The 23,726-nt window shown below is 60.6% G+C and carries 35 protein-coding genes; 18 read left to right on the forward strand and 17 right to left on the reverse strand.

Translation table 11 applies throughout. The features are described 5' to 3' along the window. Positions 1-16 precede the first annotated feature (16 nt). Positions 17-343, forward strand: coding sequence for a helix-turn-helix domain-containing protein (locus tag ABX74_RS27725; RefSeq protein ID WP_223258030.1), 327 nt, complete (start codon positions 17-19; stop codon positions 341-343). Here the strand turns inward: ABX74_RS27725 and ABX74_RS27730 are convergent. The 4 genes from ABX74_RS27730 to ABX74_RS27745 form a co-directional block, all read right to left on the reverse strand. Continuing rightward, positions 337-1,260, reverse strand: a complete 924-nt coding sequence (locus tag ABX74_RS27730; protein ID WP_019747444.1) for a UTP--glucose-1-phosphate uridylyltransferase — start codon at positions 1,258-1,260, stop codon at positions 337-339. The genes ABX74_RS27725 and ABX74_RS27730 overlap by 7 nt on opposite strands. Positions 1,261-1,831: 571 nt before the next feature. Next, positions 1,832-2,980, reverse strand: coding sequence for a beta-mannosidase (locus tag ABX74_RS27735; protein ID WP_047890186.1), 1,149 nt, complete (start codon positions 2,978-2,980; stop codon positions 1,832-1,834). 46 nt (positions 2,981-3,026) lie between these two features. After that, a complete protein-coding gene (locus ABX74_RS27740; RefSeq protein WP_019747446.1) occupies positions 3,027-4,760 on the reverse strand; it encodes a glycosyltransferase family 39 protein in 1,734 nt (577 codons plus the stop codon). Further along, the gene (locus ABX74_RS27745; RefSeq protein ID WP_047890187.1) at positions 4,757-6,718 is read right to left on the reverse strand and encodes a hypothetical protein; all 1,962 of its coding nucleotides are present in this window, start codon (positions 6,716-6,718) and stop codon (positions 4,757-4,759) included. Before ABX74_RS27745 ends, ABX74_RS27740 begins: the two co-directional genes overlap by 4 nt. Before the next feature lie 306 nt (positions 6,719-7,024). On the opposite strand from ABX74_RS27745, the gene ABX74_RS27750 reads away from it, so the two are divergent. Next, on the forward strand, positions 7,025-7,747 hold the full coding sequence (locus tag ABX74_RS27750; protein WP_020906558.1) for a hypothetical protein: 723 nt from the start codon (positions 7,025-7,027) through the stop codon (positions 7,745-7,747). Positions 7,748-7,780: 33 nt separating this feature from the next. Here ABX74_RS27750 and ABX74_RS27755 read toward each other — a convergent pair whose 3' ends face one another. From ABX74_RS27755 to ABX74_RS27795, 9 genes are all read right to left on the reverse strand, one after another. Then, positions 7,781-7,978: a CsbD family protein gene (locus ABX74_RS27755; RefSeq protein ID WP_020906557.1), complete on the reverse strand. Its 198-nt coding sequence runs from the start codon at positions 7,976-7,978 to the stop codon at positions 7,781-7,783. 112 nt (positions 7,979-8,090) lie between these two features. After that, positions 8,091-8,354 (reverse strand): GlsB/YeaQ/YmgE family stress response membrane protein, encoded by a 264-nt coding sequence (locus ABX74_RS27760; protein WP_047890188.1) that lies wholly within the window; start codon positions 8,352-8,354, stop codon positions 8,091-8,093. A gap of 406 nt (positions 8,355-8,760) precedes the next feature. Continuing rightward, positions 8,761-9,345 carry a hypothetical protein gene (locus ABX74_RS27765; RefSeq protein WP_020906556.1) on the reverse strand — a complete coding sequence of 195 codons (585 nt, stop codon included), beginning with the start codon at positions 9,343-9,345 and terminating at the stop codon, positions 8,761-8,763. After that, positions 9,342-9,911, reverse strand: a complete 570-nt coding sequence (locus ABX74_RS27770) for a DUF6286 domain-containing protein (protein ID WP_020906555.1) — start codon at positions 9,909-9,911, stop codon at positions 9,342-9,344. Before ABX74_RS27770 ends, ABX74_RS27765 begins: the two co-directional genes overlap by 4 nt. Further along, positions 9,908-10,300, reverse strand: coding sequence for an Asp23/Gls24 family envelope stress response protein (locus ABX74_RS27775; RefSeq protein WP_019747452.1), 393 nt, complete (start codon positions 10,298-10,300; stop codon positions 9,908-9,910). Before ABX74_RS27775 ends, ABX74_RS27770 begins: the two co-directional genes overlap by 4 nt. Further along, a complete protein-coding gene (locus ABX74_RS27780) occupies positions 10,293-10,472 on the reverse strand; it encodes a hypothetical protein (protein ID WP_003943629.1) in 180 nt (59 codons plus the stop codon). Before ABX74_RS27780 ends, ABX74_RS27775 begins: the two co-directional genes overlap by 8 nt. Before the next feature lie 38 nt (positions 10,473-10,510). Beyond that, positions 10,511-10,699: a hypothetical protein gene (locus ABX74_RS27785; protein WP_223258031.1), complete on the reverse strand. Its 189-nt coding sequence runs from the start codon at positions 10,697-10,699 to the stop codon at positions 10,511-10,513. Between the two features lie 70 nt (positions 10,700-10,769). Continuing rightward, entirely contained in the window at positions 10,770-11,054 is a 285-nt protein-coding gene (locus tag ABX74_RS27790) for a hypothetical protein (RefSeq protein ID WP_020906553.1), read from the reverse strand. Next, positions 11,051-11,515 carry an Asp23/Gls24 family envelope stress response protein gene (locus ABX74_RS27795; RefSeq protein ID WP_003943699.1) on the reverse strand — a complete coding sequence of 155 codons (465 nt, stop codon included), beginning with the start codon at positions 11,513-11,515 and terminating at the stop codon, positions 11,051-11,053. Before ABX74_RS27795 ends, ABX74_RS27790 begins: the two co-directional genes overlap by 4 nt. 186 nt (positions 11,516-11,701) lie before the next feature. Here ABX74_RS27795 and ABX74_RS27800 point away from each other — a divergent pair, with 186 nt between their 5' ends. Then, positions 11,702-12,280, forward strand: a complete 579-nt coding sequence (locus ABX74_RS27800; protein ID WP_020968728.1) for an RNA polymerase sigma factor — start codon at positions 11,702-11,704, stop codon at positions 12,278-12,280. Next, entirely contained in the window at positions 12,277-12,768 is a 492-nt protein-coding gene (locus ABX74_RS27805; protein WP_202023085.1) for a hypothetical protein, read from the forward strand. Before ABX74_RS27800 ends, ABX74_RS27805 begins: the two co-directional genes overlap by 4 nt. Before the next feature lie 220 nt (positions 12,769-12,988). On the opposite strand, the gene ABX74_RS27810 is transcribed toward ABX74_RS27805, so the two are convergent. Then, entirely contained in the window at positions 12,989-13,237 is a 249-nt protein-coding gene (locus tag ABX74_RS27810) for a hypothetical protein (RefSeq protein WP_019747457.1), read from the reverse strand. Between the two features lie 165 nt (positions 13,238-13,402). Here ABX74_RS27810 and ABX74_RS27815 point away from each other — a divergent pair, with 165 nt between their 5' ends. From ABX74_RS27815 to ABX74_RS27830, 4 genes are all read left to right on the forward strand, one after another. After that, positions 13,403-13,591, forward strand: coding sequence for a PI-type proteinase (locus ABX74_RS27815; protein WP_223258032.1), 189 nt, complete (start codon positions 13,403-13,405; stop codon positions 13,589-13,591). Positions 13,592-13,850: 259 nt separating this feature from the next. Beyond that, a complete protein-coding gene (locus ABX74_RS27820) occupies positions 13,851-14,270 on the forward strand; it encodes an STAS domain-containing protein (RefSeq protein ID WP_019747460.1) in 420 nt (139 codons plus the stop codon). After that, the gene (locus ABX74_RS27825) at positions 14,267-15,754 is read left to right on the forward strand and encodes a trehalose-6-phosphate synthase (protein WP_019747461.1); all 1,488 of its coding nucleotides are present in this window, start codon (positions 14,267-14,269) and stop codon (positions 15,752-15,754) included. Before ABX74_RS27820 ends, ABX74_RS27825 begins: the two co-directional genes overlap by 4 nt. A gap of 136 nt (positions 15,755-15,890) precedes the next feature. After that, positions 15,891-16,268, forward strand: coding sequence for a hypothetical protein (locus ABX74_RS27830; protein ID WP_019747463.1), 378 nt, complete (start codon positions 15,891-15,893; stop codon positions 16,266-16,268). Positions 16,269-16,292: 24 nt separating this feature from the next. Here ABX74_RS27830 and ABX74_RS27835 read toward each other — a convergent pair whose 3' ends face one another. Next, positions 16,293-16,595 carry a MerR family transcriptional regulator gene (locus ABX74_RS27835; protein WP_003943719.1) on the reverse strand — a complete coding sequence of 101 codons (303 nt, stop codon included), beginning with the start codon at positions 16,593-16,595 and terminating at the stop codon, positions 16,293-16,295. Positions 16,596-16,953: 358 nt separating this feature from the next. On the opposite strand from ABX74_RS27835, the gene ABX74_RS30515 reads away from it, so the two are divergent. The 5 genes from ABX74_RS30515 to ABX74_RS27855 all read left to right on the forward strand — a co-directional run bounded on the left by ABX74_RS30515 (position 16,954) and on the right by ABX74_RS27855 (position 19,172). After that, positions 16,954-17,112: a hypothetical protein gene (locus tag ABX74_RS30515; RefSeq protein WP_003943664.1), complete on the forward strand. Its 159-nt coding sequence runs from the start codon at positions 16,954-16,956 to the stop codon at positions 17,110-17,112. Between the two features lie 84 nt (positions 17,113-17,196). Then, on the forward strand, positions 17,197-17,742 hold the full coding sequence (locus ABX74_RS27840) for a Dps family protein (RefSeq protein WP_019747464.1): 546 nt from the start codon (positions 17,197-17,199) through the stop codon (positions 17,740-17,742). Positions 17,743-17,815: 73 nt separating this feature from the next. After that, the gene (locus ABX74_RS30805; protein ID WP_020968725.1) at positions 17,816-17,950 is read left to right on the forward strand and encodes a hypothetical protein; all 135 of its coding nucleotides are present in this window, start codon (positions 17,816-17,818) and stop codon (positions 17,948-17,950) included. A 48-nt stretch (positions 17,951-17,998) separates the two neighbouring features. Then, positions 17,999-18,670, forward strand: a complete 672-nt coding sequence (locus ABX74_RS27850; RefSeq protein ID WP_020906546.1) for an ANTAR domain-containing protein — start codon at positions 17,999-18,001, stop codon at positions 18,668-18,670. A 190-nt stretch (positions 18,671-18,860) separates the two neighbouring features. Beyond that, on the forward strand, positions 18,861-19,172 hold the full coding sequence (locus ABX74_RS27855) for a WhiB family transcriptional regulator (RefSeq protein WP_037120154.1): 312 nt from the start codon (positions 18,861-18,863) through the stop codon (positions 19,170-19,172). 9 nt (positions 19,173-19,181) lie between these two features. On the opposite strand, the gene ABX74_RS27860 is transcribed toward ABX74_RS27855, so the two are convergent. Further along, on the reverse strand, positions 19,182-19,619 hold the full coding sequence (locus tag ABX74_RS27860; protein ID WP_029254688.1) for a hypothetical protein: 438 nt from the start codon (positions 19,617-19,619) through the stop codon (positions 19,182-19,184). 236 nt (positions 19,620-19,855) lie between these two features. Here ABX74_RS27860 and ABX74_RS27865 point away from each other — a divergent pair, with 236 nt between their 5' ends. Next, positions 19,856-20,290, forward strand: coding sequence for an ATP-binding protein (locus ABX74_RS27865; protein ID WP_019747468.1), 435 nt, complete (start codon positions 19,856-19,858; stop codon positions 20,288-20,290). Positions 20,291-20,385: 95 nt separating this feature from the next. Beyond that, on the forward strand, positions 20,386-21,105 hold the full coding sequence (locus tag ABX74_RS27870; protein WP_223258034.1) for a SigB/SigF/SigG family RNA polymerase sigma factor: 720 nt from the start codon (positions 20,386-20,388) through the stop codon (positions 21,103-21,105). A 15-nt stretch (positions 21,106-21,120) separates the two neighbouring features. Here ABX74_RS27870 and ABX74_RS27875 read toward each other — a convergent pair whose 3' ends face one another. Then, a complete protein-coding gene (locus ABX74_RS27875; RefSeq protein WP_020968722.1) occupies positions 21,121-21,369 on the reverse strand; it encodes a hypothetical protein in 249 nt (82 codons plus the stop codon). 317 nt (positions 21,370-21,686) lie between these two features. Between ABX74_RS27875 and ABX74_RS27880 the strand changes: the two genes are divergently transcribed. The 3 genes from ABX74_RS27880 to ABX74_RS27890 all read left to right on the forward strand — a co-directional run bounded on the left by ABX74_RS27880 (position 21,687) and on the right by ABX74_RS27890 (position 23,708). Continuing rightward, on the forward strand, positions 21,687-22,124 hold the full coding sequence (locus ABX74_RS27880) for an STAS domain-containing protein (RefSeq protein WP_019747471.1): 438 nt from the start codon (positions 21,687-21,689) through the stop codon (positions 22,122-22,124). A gap of 86 nt (positions 22,125-22,210) precedes the next feature. Beyond that, positions 22,211-23,188, forward strand: a complete 978-nt coding sequence (locus ABX74_RS27885; RefSeq protein WP_003943713.1) for a YihY/virulence factor BrkB family protein — start codon at positions 22,211-22,213, stop codon at positions 23,186-23,188. Between the two features lie 316 nt (positions 23,189-23,504). Further along, the gene (locus ABX74_RS27890; protein ID WP_003943666.1) at positions 23,505-23,708 is read left to right on the forward strand and encodes a cold-shock protein; all 204 of its coding nucleotides are present in this window, start codon (positions 23,505-23,507) and stop codon (positions 23,706-23,708) included. Positions 23,709-23,726: the final 18 nt, after the last annotated feature.

A 23,726-nucleotide genomic window follows, 5' to 3' on the forward strand; every position in this document is an offset into this window, starting at 1 on the left:
AGGCACTATGACCGGTATGAGCGGTTTTTCGGAATGGGTGAAGCATCAACTGGAACTTCGCCAAGAAACAGACGTAGCCGATGCTGCGCGTGCGCTGGGAATACGCCCCTCCGAGCTCGGTCGGTGGCTGTCCGCGAAACGCCCTCCCACGCAGGACACGATCAGAACTGCTTGCCGCGTCTTCGACGTCCACGTACAGGAAATTCTTGTCGCGGCGGGCTACATGACACCCGACGAGTCGGGTCTGGACGACAAGCCGATTTCACTGTCGTCACTCAGCACCCGAGATCTCCTCGATGAACTGGCGAGACGCTCCGCGTCGCATAGCCTCGCAAGTCAGTAGGTCAGCTGCGGATCCGGCTGATCCAGTCGTTCCTTGAGCCAGACTCTCAATTCCGGTCCGTACTCGGTGCGACTGAGCGCATGGTCGAGAGAGGCCCGCAAAAATCCGCCCGGGTTTCCCAGATCGTGACGCGTTCCGTGATGGACGACGACATGAACCGGATGCCCCTCTGCAATCAGCAGCGCTATCGCATCCGTCAGTTGCAGCTCGCCACCCTGCCCTGGCGAGATTCGTCTGAGCGCGTCGAACACGGCGCGATCGAGAAGGTAGCGTCCGGCCGCAGCGAGAGTGGATGGAGCATCCGCTGGTGCGGGCTTCTCGACCATGCCGACGACGGCAAGCACATCGGGATCACCGCCCTCCACAGGCGCTTGGACGTCGAATACCCCGTAAGCACCAACACGATCCGGCGCGACGTCGAACGCGCACAACACGGAACCGCCTCGCTCGGCACGCACCTTCGCCATCGCGTCGAGAACACCGCAGGGGTGGACCAGATCGTCCGGAAGCAGCACCGCGAACGAGTCCTCGTCCGCATCCAGCACCGATTCGACAAGACCGACAGCGTGTCCCAATCCCAGCGGAGACTCCTGCACAACCGGCTCCACCGAGATCAGGCCTGGAGCCCGACGCACACGCTCGAGTAGATGATGCTTCCCGCTGGCGGCGAGCTTGCCCTCGAGCACCAGATCCTCGACGAAATGCCCGACGACCGATGCCTTGCCCGGCGCAGTGACGATCACCAGACGTTCCGCGCCTGCTTGCGCCGCTTCGCTTGCGACCAGCTCGATCCCGGGTGTATCGACCACGGGGAGCAGCTCTTTCGGAACCGTCTTGGTGGCCGGGAGGAAGCGAGTCCCCATCCCGGCAGCCGGCACCACAGCAGTCTTGAAAGCCCGTTCAGCGCACCCAGTCATCGTTCACCTCTCCGCTCACGCGATGTTTTACACAATTACCGTTACGCGCATGCAGCGATCGTCCCCTCATTCCGACGACCGAAGCTCACACCGCATGTACAGCCTGCGCACAAGGTCTACCGGGCGACCGATGCCGTCGCAAGTTGACCCGAACTCGGAATTCGTTGCGCGCGAGAGCTACACAGCACCCCTCGATGTCACTTCCACGAAGGGCACACGGCACTCCGCGCACTGCCCGTTACCGCAGCGAACGGTTGAGATCCTTTTTCGACGTTGACCACGGCGGGACGTAGTAACTGGCCAAAGAGACAGGTACGACACAACTTCCGAACTCAGCGCCTCAACCGGACCGTCCCCAGCCGACCCGGACGTAGGTCCTGGAGGCGTCGCATCGATGGTCCCGAGCGACTCCACAAGCCTTCAAGTTCGGTTATCCACAAGTGAATGCCACTGAATACCATTGGATGCAAACGAAATACGGTCATCACGTCACAACACCAGGTTCAGGTTGTTATCAGATCGTGACCATACTCCCACTGGGCGGAACTCCTAGTGGACTACCAGCAGTGTCCTAACTTGCCAGTGAAGCGATCACGTCGAAGAGTGGATCGTCGGGCCCGATGTCCATTGTGCACTCGTTCGGCCGCGGATCCGGTACGAAGGCCCACAGGAGAGCTCCGGCCGTGCGGGCCGCCTTCTGCCCCGTCAGCTTCGTCTCGATATTCGTGGCTCGGGTCGCCAGTGATTCACAACTGCCCGCCAATTCGCCTGTCTCAGCGACCAACAACGGCTTCGAGACGTTCGTGGCCTGTTCGATGCGACGCGCCAGTCCGTTCCACTGGTCGCCCGGAAGCGGAACCCCGTCTGCTCCGTAGTCGTGATACTGCAGAATGTCGACGAAGTCGGACTCGCTCACGTATTGGTAGTCGTCACCAGCAGTGCCGCACTGACCGCCCCCGACGTATCCGGCCGTGATCAGGGTGTTCGGATCGATCGCCCGAAGTTCGGCGCCTGCCGTGTCGAAGAACTCCCGCAACACCTGCGCGGAATCAGACGGGCACGTTCTTGTCCACCAATTGCAGGCGGCGTCGGTACACAGGCTCGGTTCCGGCTCCCCCACCAATTCCCACGCCGCGACGGAAGGCTCGTTCTTCCAACGGTCGACGGCGGTGTGCATCCAGTCCTGAAAGCTCATGGTGGCTCGACCTGGGATCAGGTTCGCAACCTTCCAGTCGTCGGTGTACCAGTCCCTGGATTTGAACAGCCCGTCATCACACCCGCTGTCCTGTGGTGAGAGCACCGGAATCGTCAACTGGTTGTGTCGCGCCGCAGCGTCGAACACCGCGTCCATCGGTCCGAAATCCATCTGCCCGGACACCTTGTTCACCGCGAGCGCTTGGAAGGCGTTGAAACGCGTGACGGAATTCGGTGGCAGAGAACCGAAGTAGGCATCGAGATCGACCATCGCGCCACAGCCGAAGTTCACCGACCAATCAGTGGCCAGTTGATAAGCATTGAGCCCGGTGGGCCACCACGGCTGTCCGTCGAGTGTCAGTCCGCTCGACGACGCTCCGACCCGAACCGTCTTGGGCGAATCGGCAACCACCGGCGTCGTGAACATTCCTGTCACGACCGCGACGGTTGCAAAGCTGACTACAGCGGCAGCGATACGGCGACGCACTGTGCCACGCACACGCGGACGCGCTTCTTCAGAAGACATCTACAACCATCCACGTCATACGGACAATCCTCCCACACGAATTCCCTCATCGACCCGTTTGACGTTCACCGGTCACGCGATACAAACGCCAGGCCGAAGGGTCCATGCCGCCGTCGTTGGGCACCTCGAGCACCAGTGCTCCCACACCGCCGGCACCGGTGTCGTACATCGTCGGATAACGCCGATTGACCGCGTCCGACACACCGCGACCGGTGTTCGGAACCGACAGGATGTACTCGACGTGATGTTCGGCCGGGTTGTTCAGTACGCGCACGAAGTCCGCATCGGAAGGCACGACGAATTGCCGAGGGTTGTTCGACGACGCCACGACGGCATAGCTCTGCACGGTGTCGAGCAGAACCGACCCCTCCGGCAGAGCCAAGTCGTCCAGGTACCTGGCGATGCGACGCTCGGCCGCAAACGTGCGTAGATTCGTCTGCTCCTCCAGGTTCTGGCGGCCCGGAATGATCGCGCTGGCAATGGAATGCTCGAGCACTGCGATCCGCGCACTACCCATCGCGACAAACGTGACCAGCGTCGACCCGACCAGCAAGCACAGGGAGATCACAAGAGGTAGAGACGGTCCCGCCTGCTCGGGGTACGTCGACACCGAGCGCGACGCAGCAGCCCCTGGTCGACGCGTGATGACCGGCGCTCCGCGAGGAGCGATCAGGACGACCAATACGAAACACAGCGGAATGATCGAAATGTAGAAGCGCAGAAGAGGAAACGTCGATCCCATCAGGTAGAGCAACGTCTGCGCTCCGAGGATGGCGCCGAACAGCACAAGAGGCACCACCACTTCGGTGTCGCGCCGCCGAAGTGCGTAGATGACTGCCAGGACCACGAACACCGGGAGCGCCGGCCCGAGTACCGCCATTTCGGTGATCGAGAACGCAAGGCGGGCAACCGGTGAGTCGGTTCCGGCACCAGCCTGTTCCAGGATGGAACTGTTCCCGTACACCGACGAGAACTGTTGGAACGCTTGACCCGTGATGAGCCAACTGGCAAACGACCACAAGGCGAAGGCCAGGAAACCCGGCATCAGCACGACGGCGCCGTCGAGCGCCGCTGCCCAGAGCCGCAAGCCAGGTCCTGCGCCCTCGCCCCGCTCCTCCGCTGTCGGTTGAAAACGAAGCCAACTCACCACGGTCACCAGCACCACCGCGACAAACAGGGGTGCCAATGCGTCGTATCGAGTGAGGTACGCCAGAGCGAACGCGAGGCCCGCACCGATGAGGTCGTGTACGTCGTCGCTGCGCATCCACCGAATCAGTCGACGTGTCGCCCACAGAACGAAGAAAAGGAACGGAGCTTCGCTCATTCCGCTCGCCGCGTACATGACGATCATCGGATTGACAGCGAACAGCACGGTAAGGACGACGGTGACCCATCGCGGACACCCACGGTCGCGGCTGATCCCGCGTATCTGAATCACCGCGCCAGCCATGAAGGCCGCGGACATCACGACCGCAGTGATGTTCCACCGCAGCAGATCCGGCCACCAATGACCCATCAGGCCCATCGGAATCTGGACTGCCGCCGTCAACGGGGTGAACACGAATCCGATCGCCGCGAAGTGCGGATCACGGCTGAGCAGCATCGCCGACACCGCGGCGACACGACTGAGCGAATCGGTGAAGATGAACCCGATACCCGCGTTCATCCATACGCCCAACGCGGTGTAGATCGCGAAGAGCACGACGAACATCCGCCATGGCTTCCGGCCCGGTAGATCGTGGACCGCGACGGACAGGGCCGGGCGATCGGTGACGGTCACTGTCCGCGACGCCGAGCCACGAGCACACCACCGACGGCAACAGCGATCAGAACCACGGTCCCGAATCCGATCCAGCCGATCGTGACCGCGCTCAGTCCGGTCTCTTCTTCGGCCGAGGTCGCAGTGCCCAACGGGGCGACGTCGACTCCGACGTCGAACGGCTCACCTCCGCGAGGTGCGACCAGTAGATCGCCGGTCAGTTCTGCGAACCGGTCTTTCCCACCTTCCAACCAGTTGAGCAGACCGTCGGCATCGGCCGCATCACCCTCAGACGTCAGCGCCACTACTTCGTTGTGCGAACCCGAAACCACCTGCAAGGCACCGTATTGTCCACCGAATTCCAGACCCTGCAAGCGCAGGAGACCTTGATCTGCCGTGTCCATGGGTAGAGCCACCGGAGTGGGCAGCGTCCCGTCCGCCGCGATCAACAACGCCGGCAGCGAACTGGTCGCCGCGTCGCCGAACGGGAGCACGCGCGGTTGCAGCGGCAGATAGCTCAACCGCTGCATCGCGACAACGAGGCGCTGGGCTCGAACGAGATCTGCGAAATCACCGTGACTCAAACCGACATCGAGTGTGGGCAGCATCGACTGAGGCAAGGACTGGAATCCTCCAGGCGTCGGCGGGAATCCGGTAGTGGACGTGATGGTGCTGGCCGGATCCACAGTGAGCGAAGAAGGGCTACTGGTGCCGCACTGGAAGTCGCCGGTCACATCCATCGAGACCTCGAACGTCAAGTCGCGACGCAGGAGTTCGTTCGGAACATCGACGCCGATGTCGAAGCGCCCTGTCTCGTTAACCGTCTGCGAGGCGAGTCGTCTATCCCCGAGTGAGATCGACAGTTCTCCGTTACGCGAATTCGGTAGCGGGACATAGGAACCAATCATTCGCACCGAGACATCCTTCATCGGACGCCCCAGTTGCGACTGACTGAACGGGACGTCGACCTCGATGTGATTGAGACCGGAAGCCGTCAGCGTTCCGAGCTTCAGCTCACCGACGGTGATGGCGTCCTGGGAAATCTGGGCAACCGCGTTGTCCGGTGACGCCAGCGCTCTGCTCGCCGCCCAGTAGCCGTCGAAGTTCGCCGCCAAGAGACTGACCTGAGGAACGAGAGTCTTGTCATCCCCTGAAATCCGCAGCACGGGTGAACCATTCGGCGCCGTCGCGAGATCGATGCCGGCGTCCCCACTGTTACCGAGCACTACAGCTCTCTCGAACAGTCCCGGCTCAGCGGAGGGCAGACTCTGACCGTTCGGCAGCTGCTCCACCACCACGGCGTCAGGCTGACTTCCGTACTTGTTGACAATCGCTGCACTCAGTTGCAAAGCCGCACTCTGCTGCGCCCCTGACGAACCATCCGTGACGTAAATGGTTGCCTTCCTCAAAATCGGCGGGAAGAAGGTTGCAACAGTTGTGGGCTGCCGCTCTGCACCGTCGTAGGCGACAAAGGCATCCCGGAGCGCGAGGGGCTGGTATCTCGTTCGGTCGTAGCAGCGGTCGTCGACGGGAACGAGGTGAGCGATCATCGACACGGTGACGCTACGGTCGACCACTTCGAGACCTTGCAAGGGAACCGAAATCGGTAACCCGGTCCCGGCCTGCCCGGCGTCGAAGTCGACGCGGCTCACCAATCTGCCGTCCGAAGTCACTTCGAGCCAGCCCCTACTGAAGTCGGTCGGGGCGGTCAGGATTCCGGTCACGGCTGTTGCAGTGAGTCCGTCCGGCACCGGCACGGTCACCAACACTGGTGCGTCATCGGAAGAGAACACGATGTCCGTTCCTCGGCCGAGTTCGGTGAAGGAGATCGGAGTTGTGGCTGCGGCAACCACCGAAGTATCTGCGTCGTCCTCGAAATCCTGGGCCGAGGCGACACTGCCGAGAGGAAGCAACAAAGTCACCGCGACAGCCACCGGCATTGCCAGCGCGCGCGTCAGCCAGGTTCGAGAGTGGCCCATCAGCGTGTCTCCTCGACATTTCTTGTTTCCGCGCAATCACCAAACACAAATCACGAGTAGCAATCTCGCCAGTTCGCGACGGTCGCAGGTCCGATCGCACCGTTACGGACAAACGAACCATAACGACCAATTTGTGCGTTTGGCTAATTATCCCGACCGGCGAGACTTTTGTTACGGCGCGTCACATGATTAGCAATCGCTGCCGCTGGCAAGCCGAAAGAAACCGTCGGCAAGCCCGTCAACACGCCTGAACGTCCGTCCAGTCTGGGCGCTTCGGGGGGCGGAGAATTCTCAGACAAGGAAGCTGTGACGCTCAATTCGATCATCCCCGCCGGCAAGAGCGCCATCGGAAAGCTGGTCGGCGCACCGTTCTACTTCGCATCATCGCTGCGCATGGCCAGGGTTTTTCACCCGCACGGGATCGAACTGAAGGGAACATTGAAGCCGGCCACCCCGTGGTGGCCGGTAACGGAGTCGTCGACGATTACCGTCACCGCTCGAATGTCGAAAGCACTCGGAATTCCGGGAGACCTACCCGACATACTTGGCCTGGCGCTTCGGTTGCACGATGTCGGCGCAGATGAAAACCCGTGGGACATTCTTCTCGCAACATCAGGACTTTCTACCTTCTCGAAAATGTTTCCAGCTCCGGCTTTCTCGTGGAACGGCGCGAGATACAGCACACTGGTTCCTTACTCACGCGCGGGCGGGGCCGCGGCGTGGCTGATCGTGACACCGCGCGGCGTCCACCCGGCCGGCACTTCTTTGTCTGCATTAAAAGCTGCGGTCGATCATTCCCCGCTGCACTTCTCCGTGTACCTCGCGAGAATTCAACTTCAGTTGATACCGATCGGACATCTCTGTCTCGACGAAGTCGAGGACCACCCGGATTGCCTCCAGCCGTCCTTCGATCCGATCCTGAACAGGCCGGCACACATGCGCATGCTTCCGGAGTGGCTCGCGGAAACGCGGAAGCTAGCGTATCGCGGTAGCCGCGACGGCCGAGGAGACACACAAAAGCGCGGTTGACCGGACATGCCGGTCAACCGCGCCGAAACTCATTCAGCTTGTGAACTTGTCCTTGATATCCGAGACCTTGTCACTGACAGTGTCTCCGGCCTTCTTGACCTTTGCCTCGCTCTGATCGGCAACACCTTCGGCAGCCAGATCGTCATTGCCCGTGGCATTTCCGATCTTTTCCTTGGCTTCGCCGATGAGATCCTCAGCGCGGTGCTTTGCCTTGTCGATGAAGTCAGACATGTGTTTCTCCTTCTTGAATTCGGTGTGGATTCGGTCGTGCGTTCGGCCGTGCGTTCGGCCGTGGGATTCGGCCGTGGGATTCAGTCGAACTCGAACTGCGTGGACAAATGTGTCAGCGTTTTCCGGTGACTGCCTTGACCAGGAACAGCAAGATGACGGCGCCGAGGAGGCAAGTGAGGAAGCTGAAGATCCAGCCTGCACCCTCGACATCGACGCCGAAAACTCGAAGCAGGAAACCACCGATCAGGCCGCCGATCACACCGACAACGATGTTGAGGAAGATCCCCTGCTGCGCATCGGTTTTCATGATCTTGCTGCCGATCCAACCCGCTAGTCCACCGATGATGATCCAGGCGATGATTCCGAGTGAGAGCATTGTGACTCCTTGAGGTAAGGGACGGCGCAATGAGAGACTGCCGGTGAAGGGAGAGTTCCGAGCGATCGGCCCGCGCAACTAGACCGTGATCGCGGGTTGTGTTTGCACACAACCGGACTCTCCGCCGCACGACGCGGGGGATCGTGCACTCAGTAGCAGCCACATTGTCTGCTTACCTTTCTATCAGGTGTTCACGACAGAACCAAAATGACTGGCGATTCACCACATACGAGAAACGACACTCACCGACGCGCACATGATCAGCGTCACTACGATCGCGATCGCCATCGAAGTGACGGTCGCAAGGAGCACCGTGACACACAGTGCCACAGCAACATCCATGACTCTGTGCACGATCGGGAGGTCTACCAATACCCGGTCACCGGGAGGCTCAAACCTCGATTGATCAGAGAGTTCTCGGCTCATCGCGTTTCGCGCTTTCCACGGCGATGTGAGTTCTGGTCGCGACGGATGGATCACCGACCATCGACTCGACTTGATCCCCCGTGTCAGTGACGCGAGAAATCAACTCGGACAACGTTTCCGATCCGGATACGACGCTACGTCTCAATGTCACTCGCAAATCGATCGTGCGAACTCCACGATCGAGCAACGCTTTTCCTCGGACACGCGACACTTCGTCGAAGTCCTCCAGTGATGCGCTCGCCCCTTCCGCCACCGCACCCAGATCCGCGGTGATGGAATTGTGCGAGTTCGACCCAGGGACCGTGATCTCCTTCACCCGACGCAGCGGCACATGCGCGATCAACCACCGCAACGCGAGGAGGACTAGCAATACTCCCCCAGTTCCGACAGCCCATGGCCACCACGAGTGATCGACAAGATCTTCAGCCCACGGGATCTCGATACGCGCCGGGAAATCCTTGATCGCGTCGAGATTCCACAGGATCGCTGCAACTCCCAGCGCTACCGCGAGCATCCCCACGACGCATGTCGCCACGCGATCCATCGCCGTCGCCGTCCGAGTCATGACAGTGATCCCGTCTGGATACGAACCTTGATTCGCGGCGATGGTGACAGCGACCCGGCCAAGTCCCCCAGCACCGCACGGATTTCCGATTCAGCGGTGGCGGCTCCATCGGGCGTGACCGAGGCCTTCACTTCCAGCTTGCGCCGGGTCGCGTGTGACGAAGCGGATCGAACCTGGGCCAGTGACTCGACGCGAACAGACGCTATCGCCGCTACATCGGCGGGATCGATCCATGTATTCGCGACTCCGACCAAGGCATTGGCAGTCTTTCGTCGCGGTTTGAGTCCGAGGATGACGAACCACAGGCCGAGAACGACGGCTGCGATCCCCGCCGGCAACATCCAACCCTGGTACGCGAGCCCGTCCACATATGCGGCAGCACTTGGTATCCACTGCGACCCGGTGATCACGCCGATATCTACCAGCGCGTCGCGGACGCCGACCACGCCGAGCGCAAGTAGCGCCGCGGCGATGAGGAATCCCGAGACGGCCGATCCGGGCGCCGCAAGGGGAACAGGAGCAGCAGCCCTCGAGGCAGTGGGTGGTGCGACCTTGTCGGCGGTCATCGCACTTTCCTTCCCGCGTCACGCTTGGTCGATGCCGGGAGAACGCTCACGATCGCCACGTCCACGCCGTCTACGTCCAGGCCCGATACAGACTGCAACTGGGTTGTCACGTTCTCTCGCACCGCGGTACCGATGACCGACAAGGATCCGGGCCACTCGATCGCGATGTCCACCTTGGCCCGTACCCGCTTGCCGGATACCAGCACTCGCGCCCTCGGCAATTCGCGCCCGGTCAGTTTGTCCATGCCGGCGGCGTGATGGCGCACCCCCGGGGTTCCGCGCGTCGCCTCGAGAACCAACTTCTGCGCGACTCTGTCTCGAATCGTCAGCGTTCCGCGATCGCCCGGCTCACCAAGCACAGACGACTCCGGTCGAGCTGTCTCAGCCACGTCCGCGACCCTTCAGCATCACACCGAGATCGAACTCGCCGTCACGCTGACCACCGACGAGGTATCCGATCACACCGAGAACCAGAGCGATGAGGAATCCGGTGAAACCGCCTGCAGCAGCTGCGACTCCGAGAAGTAGTCCTGCCAGTAGGCCGACAGTCGAGGTGGTCATGTGAATCCTCCGTTGTGGATGATGTTCGATGGTGCCTGTCAGATCTCGGTGTAGGTCTTTGCACCCGGAAACCGAGCGCGCACCCGCGTGTACTGGGCCCGAACGGGTTTGGCTATCTGTCGCATCGTGCCGCGCAGCGACGTGCGCACAACCACACCGATCGGGGATGCGAAGTCCCGGTCGACGCGTTCGAGTGCTCGATTGAGCGCGTCGGCAGATCCGCCCACGTCGGGGTGGTAGTTCCTGATCGCCTCTCGGCGTGCGGATCGTCGATCAGGACCTGAACCCCGAGAGTGCTCAGGCATCGCGTCCACGACCGACTACGTCTTCCACTGTCACGTTCACGGGGCCTGTAACGAGTCCTGAAACCGCTTGGCGGATACGTAAAGCCGTGTCTCGAACGGCGGCGTCGGCGAAGATGCACACATGGATGTCTGTCGACGACTCCGTCACCCGCACGCCGACGACGCGACGACCGGGGAGGTACGTGCCAACCTCGCCGAACATTCCGGCATGAAGCGAGGCGACCCCAGGTAACCCCGTCACAGCCGCCGCGATGGTGTCAGCGATTTCGGAACTCACTGCACCCGTGCAGTCTTGGGCTCGCCGGTTTCGTCGTCGCTGCCCTCGTCGAGGTGGACGTCGTGAACTGTGATGTTCACCTCGGTCACCTCGAGACCGGTCATCCGTTCGAGCGCCGCAATGACGTTGCGGCGAATGCCGGTGGCCAGATCGGCGAGCGATACGCCGTACTCGGCCACGATGTCGATGTCGACCGCTGCCTGCTTTTCGCCGACCTCGACCGATACTCCCTGGGAGTGGTTGACACTCGCGCCGGGGATCCGCTCGCGCAGTGCCCCGACAACCCGGGACGCTCCGCCGCCGACGTCGTACACACCGCTCACCTCTCGCGTGGCGATGCCGGCAATCTTCGAGACAACGGTGTCGGCGATCGACGTCTTTCCTTGAGAGCTCACGAGAGCCGAGTCGTTCGATGATGCAACATCCTTCGTAGATGCTGTCGCAACCTGTGTGCTGACCATTGTCATCTCCTCCTGTTGATCGATCTACCTGTGTAGTCGTCACTCGAAGGCAAAACCGAATGCCCCAGTCAGGTGACGTGCATCACTGACACTTGTTAGTTACTGTCCGTAACATTCAACGCCCCGGCCGGGCGAACAATCTTCGAACGCAGCCGAGTTTTCCGCATTTCCGCGAGAGGAGCGACTGTGGCGTTACCGCACACACAGGGGCTCACCGAAGCACCTGACGGCTTGGACACCGCAACGGTGGACGCTGCGATACTCGGCGACCGAGAAGCATTCGAGTCACTGGTGCACTACTACGGACCTGCACTTCACCGCTATGCGCGTCGAATGCTCGCAGATGAAGGCGACATTCTAGAGGTAGTCCAGGACACCTTCGTGGCCGCGTGGCGCCGACTCGATTCATTTCGTGGCGAATCGTCGATGCGAACATGGCTTTTCGCGATCTGTTCCCGAAAGATCGTGGACAGCTATCGAATCAAGAGAGCGCAACCGATCGACGACAAGCTGCTGGATCCTCTCGTGCCGTCTCCCGAGGCCGGCCCGTTCGACACGACCTCGAACGCCGCGTTCCTGGAGGCACTGGAAGAAGCGTTGGGTGAATTGCCTTATCGCCAGCGTGCGGCCTGGACGCTGCGAGAGGTTGAGATGCTCACGTTCGTTCAAATCGGCAAGATTCTGAGACTCACTCCGGATGCAGTGCGAGGGCATCACCATCGTGCACGGGCTAACCTGAGTGAACGAATGACGAGGTGGCGATGACTGAATCACGAACCGACGCATTGATGGCGCACGCATCCGACGTCCTGCGGAACGCTCCCGAGCCAGGCTGGGATCGAATCAGCGACAAGGTGATCCGGGCGCTACGGTCGACCTCGGCGTCCGGTTGGCCGCTCGACGCACACGCGTCCGAAGGTCCACGTCTAGGCACGGTGTCGGTGAGCGATCACGTACTCCGCACCCATTTGGCCGCCGAGATACGTTCTCGACACCACTGCTCGCCGAGCAGTATCGAGTTCTTCGTCGACGGCCACGAAATACGTTCACTACGTATCGAACTGGCAGCGCCATACGGAGTGGATCTGGCCGAACTGTCGGACCGGGTTCGATTCACCGTCGTCGATGTCGTTCACCTGATCCTCGGCGACATGGACCCACCCGTCTCTGCAGAGAACGTCCACATCGCCGTAGTCGACATCGTGGATGATCTACCTGCCGAGGAGAACACCAAAAGCCACTCCGAGCACTAGGTGTTTGTTCGGCAAGTGTTTGGGAACCCGGCACTCATGACCACTCCCCCACCACCGGATCCGGGCCCCGTCCCCGACCCGGGGTCGCCGACTCCACCCGCGCCGGCACCACCCGATCCGCTGAATCCCCCGCCCGTGCCACCGACTCCGACGCCACCGAACCCGTATCCCCCGGATCCGATCCCGCAGATCTGAAGTCAGCTGCCCCGAACTTCAGACTTCAGCCGCCGAGTTCGGCGATCATCTCGCTCAACGATTCTGCGGCGATACGTAGTTCACCTTCGTCGGGGTTGTCGGGCGAGGACGGTAGGCGCTCGGCCAACTGCTCGCGAGTGACAAGCGAGATACCATCGAGGCCGAACCCTTCTTCATCGGGGACGTAGATCTCGATCTCACCCCCAACCGCTACCAATTCCGAATGGGGCCCGCTGCCCAGCAGTGCACGCAGGTGTTCGGTCGTCACGGTCATATGGTTCACGTGAAATCTCCTGCTTCGGTGACAGCTGACTTTGCCGGTATGGCTCGACGTGACGTACTGACTCGACGTGACGTACTACCCCTATTGAGTACCCCTCGCGGGTGAGCAAGAAACGACAAGTACATGAACACCAACCTTCAGAGAGACGCAGCCACCATGAGTGAACGAAATTCCACCGACCGCACTGATCAGACGGACGAGCCGCAGACCACCGGCACCGACCACGGTCCCGGAACCGGGGCCGATGCCGCACACAAGGACGTTCAGACCGATCCGTCGGGCGAGCGTACGTGGGCCGACGAGGGTGGAGCCTCGAGTAACGGCCCGGCAACCGACACCGACTGATCGCGCAAGAGCTCAGTCATCGGGACCAAGGTCCCGTGGGCCGACGCTCACGGGTCCTTGAAATCCTTACGGATCTAACGCTTTTCACCTGGGTTTTCGCGATGCGGTAAGGTAGGCACTCAGCACGGTTGAGTACCCAGCCGTTGAAGACGAGCACGGTTCGTGCGTTGCTTCCCGTGCCGTTTCCCGGTTTCGAACGAAACCGTTTCGAACCAGACCGTTCGAACGAACCGTTTCGAGCAATCCGTCAGGAGTTTCGATGAACGAGTTTTCGAGAACTACAGATGAGCGTACGGACAGTCCCCCCACATTCACCACGACGTGTGCGGAAAACATTCAATCGCTCGTGGTCAGCGGCGAGATCGACGTCCGGTCCCGAGCTGATTTCGCTGCCTGCGTCGACGACCTGATCGGTGAGCGTCACCCGTTCGTACTCGACTGCTCGGACGTCCAGTTCATCTCCGTCGGAGGTCTTTCCATCATCGAGACTCTGTCGGCCAAGGCACGAAGGCTCGGCGTTCCTTGGACGCTCGTCGCAGCGCACCCCGTCAGGCGCCCGCTGTCTCTTCTGAAGATGGACGCAGACATCGTGTTCACCGACTCGACAGCCGAGGCGGTCACATACCTGTCCTCGACCACCGTGCTGGACGAGACCCTGGCGGAGCCGATGTCGGCGTGAGTACCGATCTCGAAAAGCTCTCCGAATTCGTCGTCGTCGCAAACCGACTACCCGTCGATCTCGAAACCGACGAGGACGGTGGCAAGAACTGGAAGCGAAGTCCGGGTGGACTCGTCACTGCTCTCGAACCCATCCTGCGACAGCGAGACGGCGCTTGGGTCGGCTGGCCGGGGGTCGCGGACGAGAAGGTAGATCCCATAGTGGTTGACGGCCTTCGTCTGTTTCCCGTCGAGCTGACCTCTCAGGACCTCGCCGAGTACTACGAGGGGTTCTCCAACGACACGCTGTGGCCGCTCTACCACGACGTTCTGGTGGCACCGACGTTCGAACGGTCGTGGTGGCACACGTACGTCGCGGTCAACCAGCGGTTCGCCGAGGAAACCGCCCGTTGCGCCGCGGACGGAGCCACCGTCTGGGTGCAGGACTATCAATTGCAACTCGTGCCGGCAATGCTGCGCGAACTGCGCCCGGACCTGACGATCGGGTTCTTCCTTCACATTCCGTTTCCTCCGGTCGAGCTCTTCATGCAGCTTCCGTGGCGCAAGGAGATCGTCAAGGGAATGCTGGGCGCCGATCTGATCGGCTTCCACTTGCCTGGTGGCGCAAACAATTTCCTGTTTTTGGCCCGAAAACTACTCGGACTCAAGACAACGACCGCGGGCGTCGGTGTTCGAAGTGCGCTCGGGCATGTGGATTTCGACTCTCGCGTCGTCAAGGTGGGGGCATTTCCCATCTCCGTCGATTCGGCCGAGCTGGAGCGCCAGTCGAAGAGCGAATCGGTCCTGCGCCGCGCACGCGAATTGAAGGAAGAGCTCGGAAATCCCGAAAAAATCCTGCTGGGAGTCGACCGCCTGGACTACACCAAGGGCATCGACCTGCGACTGCAAGCCCTCAAGGAACTCCTCGACGAGGGCCGCTTGGATCCGGAGAAGTACACGATGGTGCAGCTCGCCACGCCCAGTCGCGAACGCGTGCAACACTATATCGACCTTCGCAGTGTCATCGAGGAACAGGTGGGCCGCATCAACGGCGACCACAGTCAGATCGGCCGCCCCGTAGTTCACTACCTGTATCAGCCGGTCGACCGCGAAGAACTGATCGCACTGTTCGTCGCCGCCGACGTCATGCTCGTGACGCCGATGCGTGACGGGATGAATCTGGTGGCCAAGGAGTACGTGGCCTGCCGAGGCGACCTCGGAGGCGCTCTCGTTCTCAGCGAGTTCACCGGTGCTGCAATGGAATTACGACAGTCATACCTGGTCAACCCGCACGATTTGGACGGCGTGAAGAATACAATCCTGACCGCAGTTCATCAGGATCCGAAAGAGGGCCGTCGCCGTATGGCTGCGCTGCATCGCCAGGTCATGACGCATGATGTGCATCAGTGGGCCGAGTCGTTCCTGACTGCACTTTCGCCGCCCGAACCGCGCCCGGACAATCAGTTCGTCACGGAGCGCGAGTCTGACTTTGCACGCAACAACTGACCCCGTGGGCTTGCGTCAAGGGTGAGCGGAGACTCGAGCTAGGATTGGTTTCAGTTCATCGTCAAGCAGCGGCTGCGAACTGATCTCCTCAACATAGCCGTGCAATGCTGCATCGGCCCAGAAAGACAGGCCGACCATGCCCCTCACGGTGAAGTACTCCGAAACCTACAACGACGCTCTCATCGCGCTCGCTGCTGCTACTCATCGGCCGGCCAATGTGGTGAACCTGTTCGGCGAGTACGCCATTCGTGTCGATCTCGAATACAACCGTTATCTTCTGGCGACCAATACCGCGGCCGGACTCTCCGATCGACCCGACAACGGAGAATCGTGGCTGGTGCGGTTCTTCCAATCCGAAAACACCGACACACCGGATCGCCTCCTCGCGGAAGCGTCGCATCAATGGTTGGTCGATGCTTTGGACGCCGCGCTCGAACAGATCGAAGCGGCAGGCAACAAGATCTCCGCCGACGCGGACTTCGGCGACCCTACCCGCACCGAAACTCCATCCTGAACGGCATCGTATGGAGCAACGCTACTAGTCACCCTCGGCGGTCAACTGGCTGATTCGAGCCGCTAAGACTGCATTCTCGGCCTCCAGGGACAGAATCAGACGGATACCGACCAGATTGACTCCGTCGTCGATCAGCGCGGTGATTCGTCCGAGCGTATCCAGGTCGGCCTCGCTGTAACGGCGCGTACCGCCATCCGTGCGGGTTGGTGTGAGCAGGCCCCTTCGCTCGTAAAGGCGCAGCGTCTGAGGTCCTACGCCGGACAGTTCTGACATCACTGAGATCCCGTATACGCCGCGCAGCGCCCGGGTCTGGGATTCCGACGTCACTGGAACCTCCTAGTTCGGTGTCGGCTGTCTCAATCGGCGTCATCCGACCTTAGCATCATCACGCAGTGAATCTGACGCCCAGGACATAGATTCAAGCGTGTCCAGGGCCACTCATGACAAAAATCGTCGAGCCGAGAAGGCATGTAATGGCAGATCAAAGCCGATTTCGGCAAGATCGCACAGGGAGCTTCCCTTAGCCGTCGAATCGAAGTAGCCTTGCCAATTATCTACATCGGCTGATATAGATTTTGTAGCACTTGAAAGCGCCATAACCGGCACTCGAAGGTGTAGAACACCCAGACGTCGGAGTCGGTGGTTCAGCCGACTCCCTCACGGCACACTCTTCACCGGGAGCAAGATGACGACGATCGACATCCCGCCCACACAGGGCGAGAGCACCACCGGCATCGGAATCACTGTTGCAAGCGCGACTTTGACAACCGAAGAGGTCAAGCGCCGAATCGCGATGATGTACGGCGACCCGGTGACAGAGGAGCCAGTAGCACTCGCGCACTGAACCTGACCGACACGCGATCCGATTGACGATGGCGCGAGACCGCCCCGTTCGCGGGCGATCCCCATCAAGACGAGAGGAAAACATATGTCCGAGTTCACCGTACCGGGACTGAGCAGCGCAGACGGTTCGTCCGTCGCCGATATTCTGCAGGAACGCCTCAGCGCCTACAACGACCTTCATCTGACGCTCAAGCACGTCCACTGGAACGTCGTCGGACCCAACTTCATTGGCGTGCACGAGATGATCGACCCACAGGTGGAGCTGGTTCGCGGCTACGCCGATGATGTGGCGGAACGTATCGCGGCACTGGGCAACTCCCCCAAGGGCACAGCGGGAGCGATCGAGCGCGATCGGACTTGGGACGACTACTCCGTCGGCCGCGACGACGCTCGCGCCCATCTGGCTGCGCTCGACCTCGTCTACACCGGGGTCATCACCGACAGCCGCACTGCAATCGACAACGTCGGCAAGATCGATCCGATCACAGAAGACATGCTGATCGGCCAAACGGCACAGTTGGAGAAGTTCCAGTGGTTCGTTCGTGCGCACCTCGAGAACTCCGGCGGCAGCCTCGTACACGAAGGCGCGTCCACCGAGCAGGATGCCGCAAACGAGGCGCGTCAGAACTGACGCTCCGTCCGCGATTTCGGCCGATCGGGGGTCGGCCGAAATCGCGATCCCCACAACAGGAAAGGGCAAGAGCATGTCTGCGGACTCGCGCGGCACGTCGGCACAAACGCGTCGCGAGTATCAGATGTTCGTGTTGCAACAGCGTTTGTTGTTCGGATCGATCGTGGCAGGCACCGCCCTTGGAGTTCTCGCGATCAATTACTTCTGAAATATCAGGGGCCGCAGCCGTCGAAGACAGGACAGAAACGACACAATCATGAGTTCGAGCACTCTCCGCTCGATCGTTCGAAGCGATCGATTTGCGGCAAGCACTTCTTCTCTTCTGCTCGTGGACAGCGATTTCCGTATCCAGGGCGCAAACGACGAATACCTTGCCGTGTCCGGCCGCAGCCTCGATCAGTTGCACGGAGTGGAAGTGTTCGAAGCCTTCCCCGACAATCCCGACGACTCGTTTGCCGACGGAATCTTCTCGTTGACAGCGTCATTCGAGCGCACGATGCACTCCAGAACTCGGGACGCACTGCCGACTCAGCGTTACGACGTGCGCGATGAGCGAGGTAGTGGGCTGTTTGTCACGCGCTATTGGAATACGGTCAATTCCGCCGTCACCGATGATGACGGCAGGGTGATCGGAGTGCTTCATCGTGTGTACGAGGTTCAACGACCCCAGGCTCAGCAGTCCAGTTCAGCGTCAGACGTCCTCACCCGCCTTCGCGCGGAAAACGACGAACTGAGAAGAGCTTTGGATTCTCGGCCCGTGATCGAGCAGGCCAAGGGATTGCTGATGGCCGAGCGCGAGTGCTCGGCCGACCAAGCCTTCGACCTTCTGGTCGAGATGTCGCAGGAATGGAACGTCAAGTTGCGCGACATCGCCGGTGGTCTTGTCGCCGCAGCAGAGAGACGTGCCGTCGATCAAAAGAATTCCTGACGACCGGGATTCAAAGGTTGTACGGCTGGGTAATGACCGACCAGAGGTACCCCCGAAATCTTCCCCTCGAGGGAGGAGCCTCGAAGGTCCCGCCGGTTCAGGCCGGCGGGACCGAGCTTTGCCTTAACACCCGACCCGGATCCCCGATCCGAGTCGAGTTCGTCACGCAGCGAAGGGAACGTCCATGTTCATGCGCTCCTACACATCTCCCAGGCCCCTTGCCGACGAGTGGGATTGGCAGCTGTCCGGCACCTGCCGCGACACCGACCCCGCCCTGTTCTACGACGACACGAACGAGCGCGGCTCCAGGCGAGCGAAACGCGAGAGTTCGGCGAAGCTGGTGTGCGCCAGGTGTCCTGTCGTTCAGAGATGCCTCGTGCACGCCATCCAGACCGGGGAACCCCACGGTATCTGGGGCGGCATGACCGCGACCGAACGAGAATCGTTGCGTAAAGGTCGAACTGAACCACTGATCAGTGCCGCTGCGAACTCACCGGAGTAGGTGGCAACCTCAAGGCCTGGCCTCGTGATGCCGTAAACCGTGCGTGCGGCGTCGCTCCTTCATCTCGGCTTCGAAGAGGTGCGGCACTCCACCGGCCAGCTTGTCACGCACCACCTGTTCGCATTCGCGAAAGAAGGACCAGTAGTTCTCGTCGAACTCCTCGACCAGCTGGAAGGTCCAGCGCCCTTCGACCACGTTCCGGCCCATCAACTCTTTCTCGACCTGATCGGCCAGCTCGTCGTTACCGCTGGTTCGCAGTAGCTCTACGACCTCGTCGAGCATCAGATCTGCATGTCCGATCAGCTGATGGAAGTCGTACAGAGCGCCTCGCGCCCGCTCCACCGTTTCGAGGGCGTTCGACAACACCCCCGCTGCCTTCACCTCGTCGTCCGTGACGCCTTCCGGTCGTGCGTGTACAGGGATCTGCCTGTCCGCCTGAGTGCCCATGAAATGGACGTACCCGAACGGGTCACAAATGAAAGATGGGAATCGGTACGAGCGCACCACAGGTGATGTGTCTCACAATTCATCCTCTAGTTCGGGTAAAGAGGATTACTTCGCCGGGCGAAGGGTAATCGAAGGCCATGAATACTTCCGGGGTAGAGATGGCTGGCACGCATGGCCGGTACCGTTCCTTGCCTCGGTCCGCCGGAATTACGCCACATCTACCTACAGGAAGCCCCTTGATTCCTCTGTCGAGTCCGACCGAAGCCGAACTTACTCACGACTCCATTGCCTCGCTCCGCGTCCGAGCGTCGTACTCCCAACTGCCGACTCTGCGCGGAATCACCCGCACGGTTGCCAACAACACCGGATTGGACGTCGACGGGACAGCCGACCTTGCTCTGGCGATGGACGAAGTCGCGAGCATCCTCATCGGCCATGCGATACCGTCCAGCGACTTGACCTGCCGATTCGAGACCTACGGTCGCACTCTTCGGATCGTCGTGTCGGTGATCGCGCACTCCGAAATACCCGACAAGTCCCACAGCTTCGGATGGTTCGTTCTCGAAGCACTGGTCGACTCGGTCCGTTTGGAGCAATCGGAAATCGACGCGGACGGTCACATCACCCTGACGATGACGCTTGAAAAGGGCTTGCTCCAGGAGCGTGCGTGACCGCTGTCCCACCGGACGATACTGTCCCACCGGGCAAGGCTGAACCACCGGACAAGAAGGACCAGTACGAACTAGCTGTCGAATTGTTCGTCTCGATGGCCTCGCTTCCGCCGGATGATCCGACCCGAGAAAAGATCACCAACTCGATCATCGAACTGTGCCTACCGCTCGCCACCCACGTTGCACGTCGCTACCAGGGTCGCGGCCAGCCTTTCGAGGACTTGGAACAAGTTGCGCGCGTGGGGTTGGTACAGGCTGTGCAGCGATTCGACGTAGACAAAGGATCGGATTTCCTGTCGTTCGCAGTCCCCACCGTAATGGGTGAGGTACGCAAGCATTTTCGCGATCACGGCTGGTCCGTACGCGTACCTCGCAGCCTTCAGGAACGACACCTTGCCCTCAACCGGGCGCTCACGTCGTTGTCGCAGACGCTCGGCCGTGCACCGACGGTAGCGGAACTTGCCACGGAGCTCGACATCGAGCCGGACGAGGTCGAACAGGGGTTGACCGCCGGAAATTCGTATCGAACCACACCGCTCGACACCGCGTCAGCCGGCGACGGGAGCGGACTGACTCTGATCGATACTTTGGGACAGTACGACGAAGCGATCAGTCGGATCGACAATCACGAAACCCTGCGACCCGCGCTCCTTGCACTACCGGAGCGCGAGCGCACGATCGTGGTTCTCAGATTCTTCGGTCATCTCACCCAGTCCCAGATTGCCGAAAAGATCGGCATCTCTCAGATGCATGTATCCAGAATCCTCACTCAGACACTGAAGCAGCTGCGCACCGAGATGGGTGAAATCTTCTGAAGTAGGTCCCCAGGATCAGATGTATTCCTGCGCAAGACGTTCCATCTCGTCTCGGTCAATGAGCCCGGGCTGGCCGATGTCGAGAGCCTCGAGATACTTGTTGGCGAGACGGTAATCGTGCCCCCACCGGCCGTGCTCGCCGTCCTGCTCGGTGCGCTGAACACTGGAACCGGGCGGAACCTCGTCCTGCAGACCGTTGGTCTCCGCGCCGATCAGTGTGTCGAGCTTGGTCGAGATGGCCGTGAGTGCATCGCGGTCGTTCATCTGAAATCCCTTCGTCAGGTGGCGCTGATCCCCAACCATACCGAAGTGTCGAGCCAAAAACATTGCACCGCTTAATGTTCGACTACAAGCCTGGACCGATCCAAGCCCTCGAGCTACACTGAGCGATACCGAGGTTGAGAATACAGCCGGGGCTGAAGCCGCTGGCGCTCGGTTCGCATCAGGACTCTGGATTCAGGTCACAACTTCCTGCGTACATCCATTGGGCTCAATGCTTTCCACACCTGGACTCTTCCACTTTCCGTGCCGCCAGGTCGGTCGTCAGCCTTTCGACGAAAAGCACACAGACCGGATCTGCCATGAATCTGAATGAACTCGACCACACAGCGATCGATTTCGTCGATCCCTCAACACAATTGGGTCCGATCGTGGACACACAAGGCTTCGCAGCCTGGCGGATAACGCCCTCGACAGTCCTGATCCAGGTCGACGTCGACCTCGATAAACTGTCCGCCCCAGAACTGAGAGAACTTCTCAACTCGTACGCTGCGGAGTGGTCCCGCGTCATTCTCGACCTGTCCAACTCACTGTTCGTCGGTGCGGTCTGCCTCGAACTGTTCGCCGAACTGAACTCCCGTTCACGAGCGCACGACTTCCAGTGGTCCGTCATCGGGTCACACCCGCTTCGACGCTTGCTTCGGGCCGCACGGGCGGAAGAGGAATTTCCGGTCACCAACTCTGTCGAGGGAGCAATGCGCGCGCTCGCCGAAGCAGAAAAGTCACTCGAAGCCTCCTGACGCCAAGCCTGCACCGGCGTCGAGCGCCGCGCGCTCGCAGCGACTAAGGTTCGTCGGGCTGTCCGACGAGCTGAGAGAGACCGAGAATGACAATCGCCAAGCGCCTCGATGCCTTGCAACAGAAGCATCCGGCCCTGGGGTTCCCGATAGCGGTCCTCTACAAGTTCCTCGACGATCAAGGTGTTTATCTCGCCGCGCTGATCGCGTACTACGGCTTCGTCTCACTCTTCCCTCTTCTTCTGTTGCTCTCGACCATTCTCGGCTTCGTGCTCTCTGGCAACCCCGAGCTTCAGCAACAAATCTTGGACTCCGCTCTGCATCAGTTTCCGGTGATCGGTGACGATCTGGGCAATGCGCAACAGATCGGCGGCGGTGTCACAGGGCTGGTGATCGGAATCGTCGGTGGTCTCTACGGTGGCCTCGGTGTCGCTCTGGCTTGCCAGAATGCGATGAACACGGTGTGGTCGGTGCCCCGAAACATGCGACCGGATCCCATCCGCGGGCGTCTTCAAGGGTTACTGCTCCTGGGCACCATCGGTCTCGCGATCTTGGGGACCACCGCTGTCTCCAACATCGGCGGTGCGCTTCATCTGGGCGGTTCGTTCAGCTTCCTGTTGACCCTTGCGGTAGTCGTCTTGAATGCAGGCATCTTCATCGTCGCTTTCCGGCTCACCTGCGCCCGCCCGCTCTCGGTAGCCGATGTGGCGCCTGGAGCGATCGCCGCTGCTGTTCTCTGGCAAGCACTTCAGTCCTTCGGTGCCCTCTACGTGACCTCCGTGGTGCGGGGTGCCTCCACCACCAATGGCGTCTTTGCCATCGTTCTGGGTTTGTTGGCCTTCTTGTTCCTCGCTGCCGCCTCGATCGTCATGTGCGCGGAAATCAACGTCGTGCGAGTCGACAAACTCCATCCGCGGGCGTTGTTGGCTCCGTTCACCGACAACACCGAACTCATCGAAGGCGATCGGCGTACCTTCGCCGATCAAGCAAAAGCCCAACGCGCGGTTCCCCACGAGAACATCCATGTGACGTTCGACGGGCACACCAAACCCGACGATTCGGACTGATCTCGACCCCGATCGAGTTGGGTATTTGGTCCCCTCCTGGGTATCGGGGTGGCATTCTGCGCCGCGAATCCAGATTTAACACAGGTGTTGTCATTTCGCGCTACATCGAAGCGACGAATACATCACAGCAGGTAAACGTGCATAGTTGAACAATCACCTGCTTCCGACGGGGTCCAGGAACGGGACAAACCCGTCAAATACTGCAACTCGCCATGCATGTAATTGGAGACAGAAAAAGAAGAGCATGGCAGGATCAGGTGTGAGACCGGACTCTCGATGGGAGGGCTCGGCTCGATGGATCCAGGAGAATTTGGTTATGGCTCAGGGCAGTGTCAAGTGGTTCAACGGTGAAAAGGGCTTCGGATTCATCGAGCAGGAAGGTGGCGGACCGGATGTGTTCGTTCACTACTCGGAGATCCAGGGCAGCGGCTACAAGTCCCTCGACGAGGGCCAGAAGGTCGAGTTCGAGATCGGACAGGGCCAGAAGGGCCCCCAGGCTCAGAACGTTCGCGCCATCTGAGTTCGATCCCAGTCTGAC

Source organism: Rhodococcus sp. ARP2 (genome assembly GCF_001029585.1).
In the GTDB taxonomy this organism is placed as follows: Bacteria; Actinomycetota; Actinomycetes; order Mycobacteriales; family Mycobacteriaceae; genus Rhodococcus_F; species Rhodococcus_F erythropolis.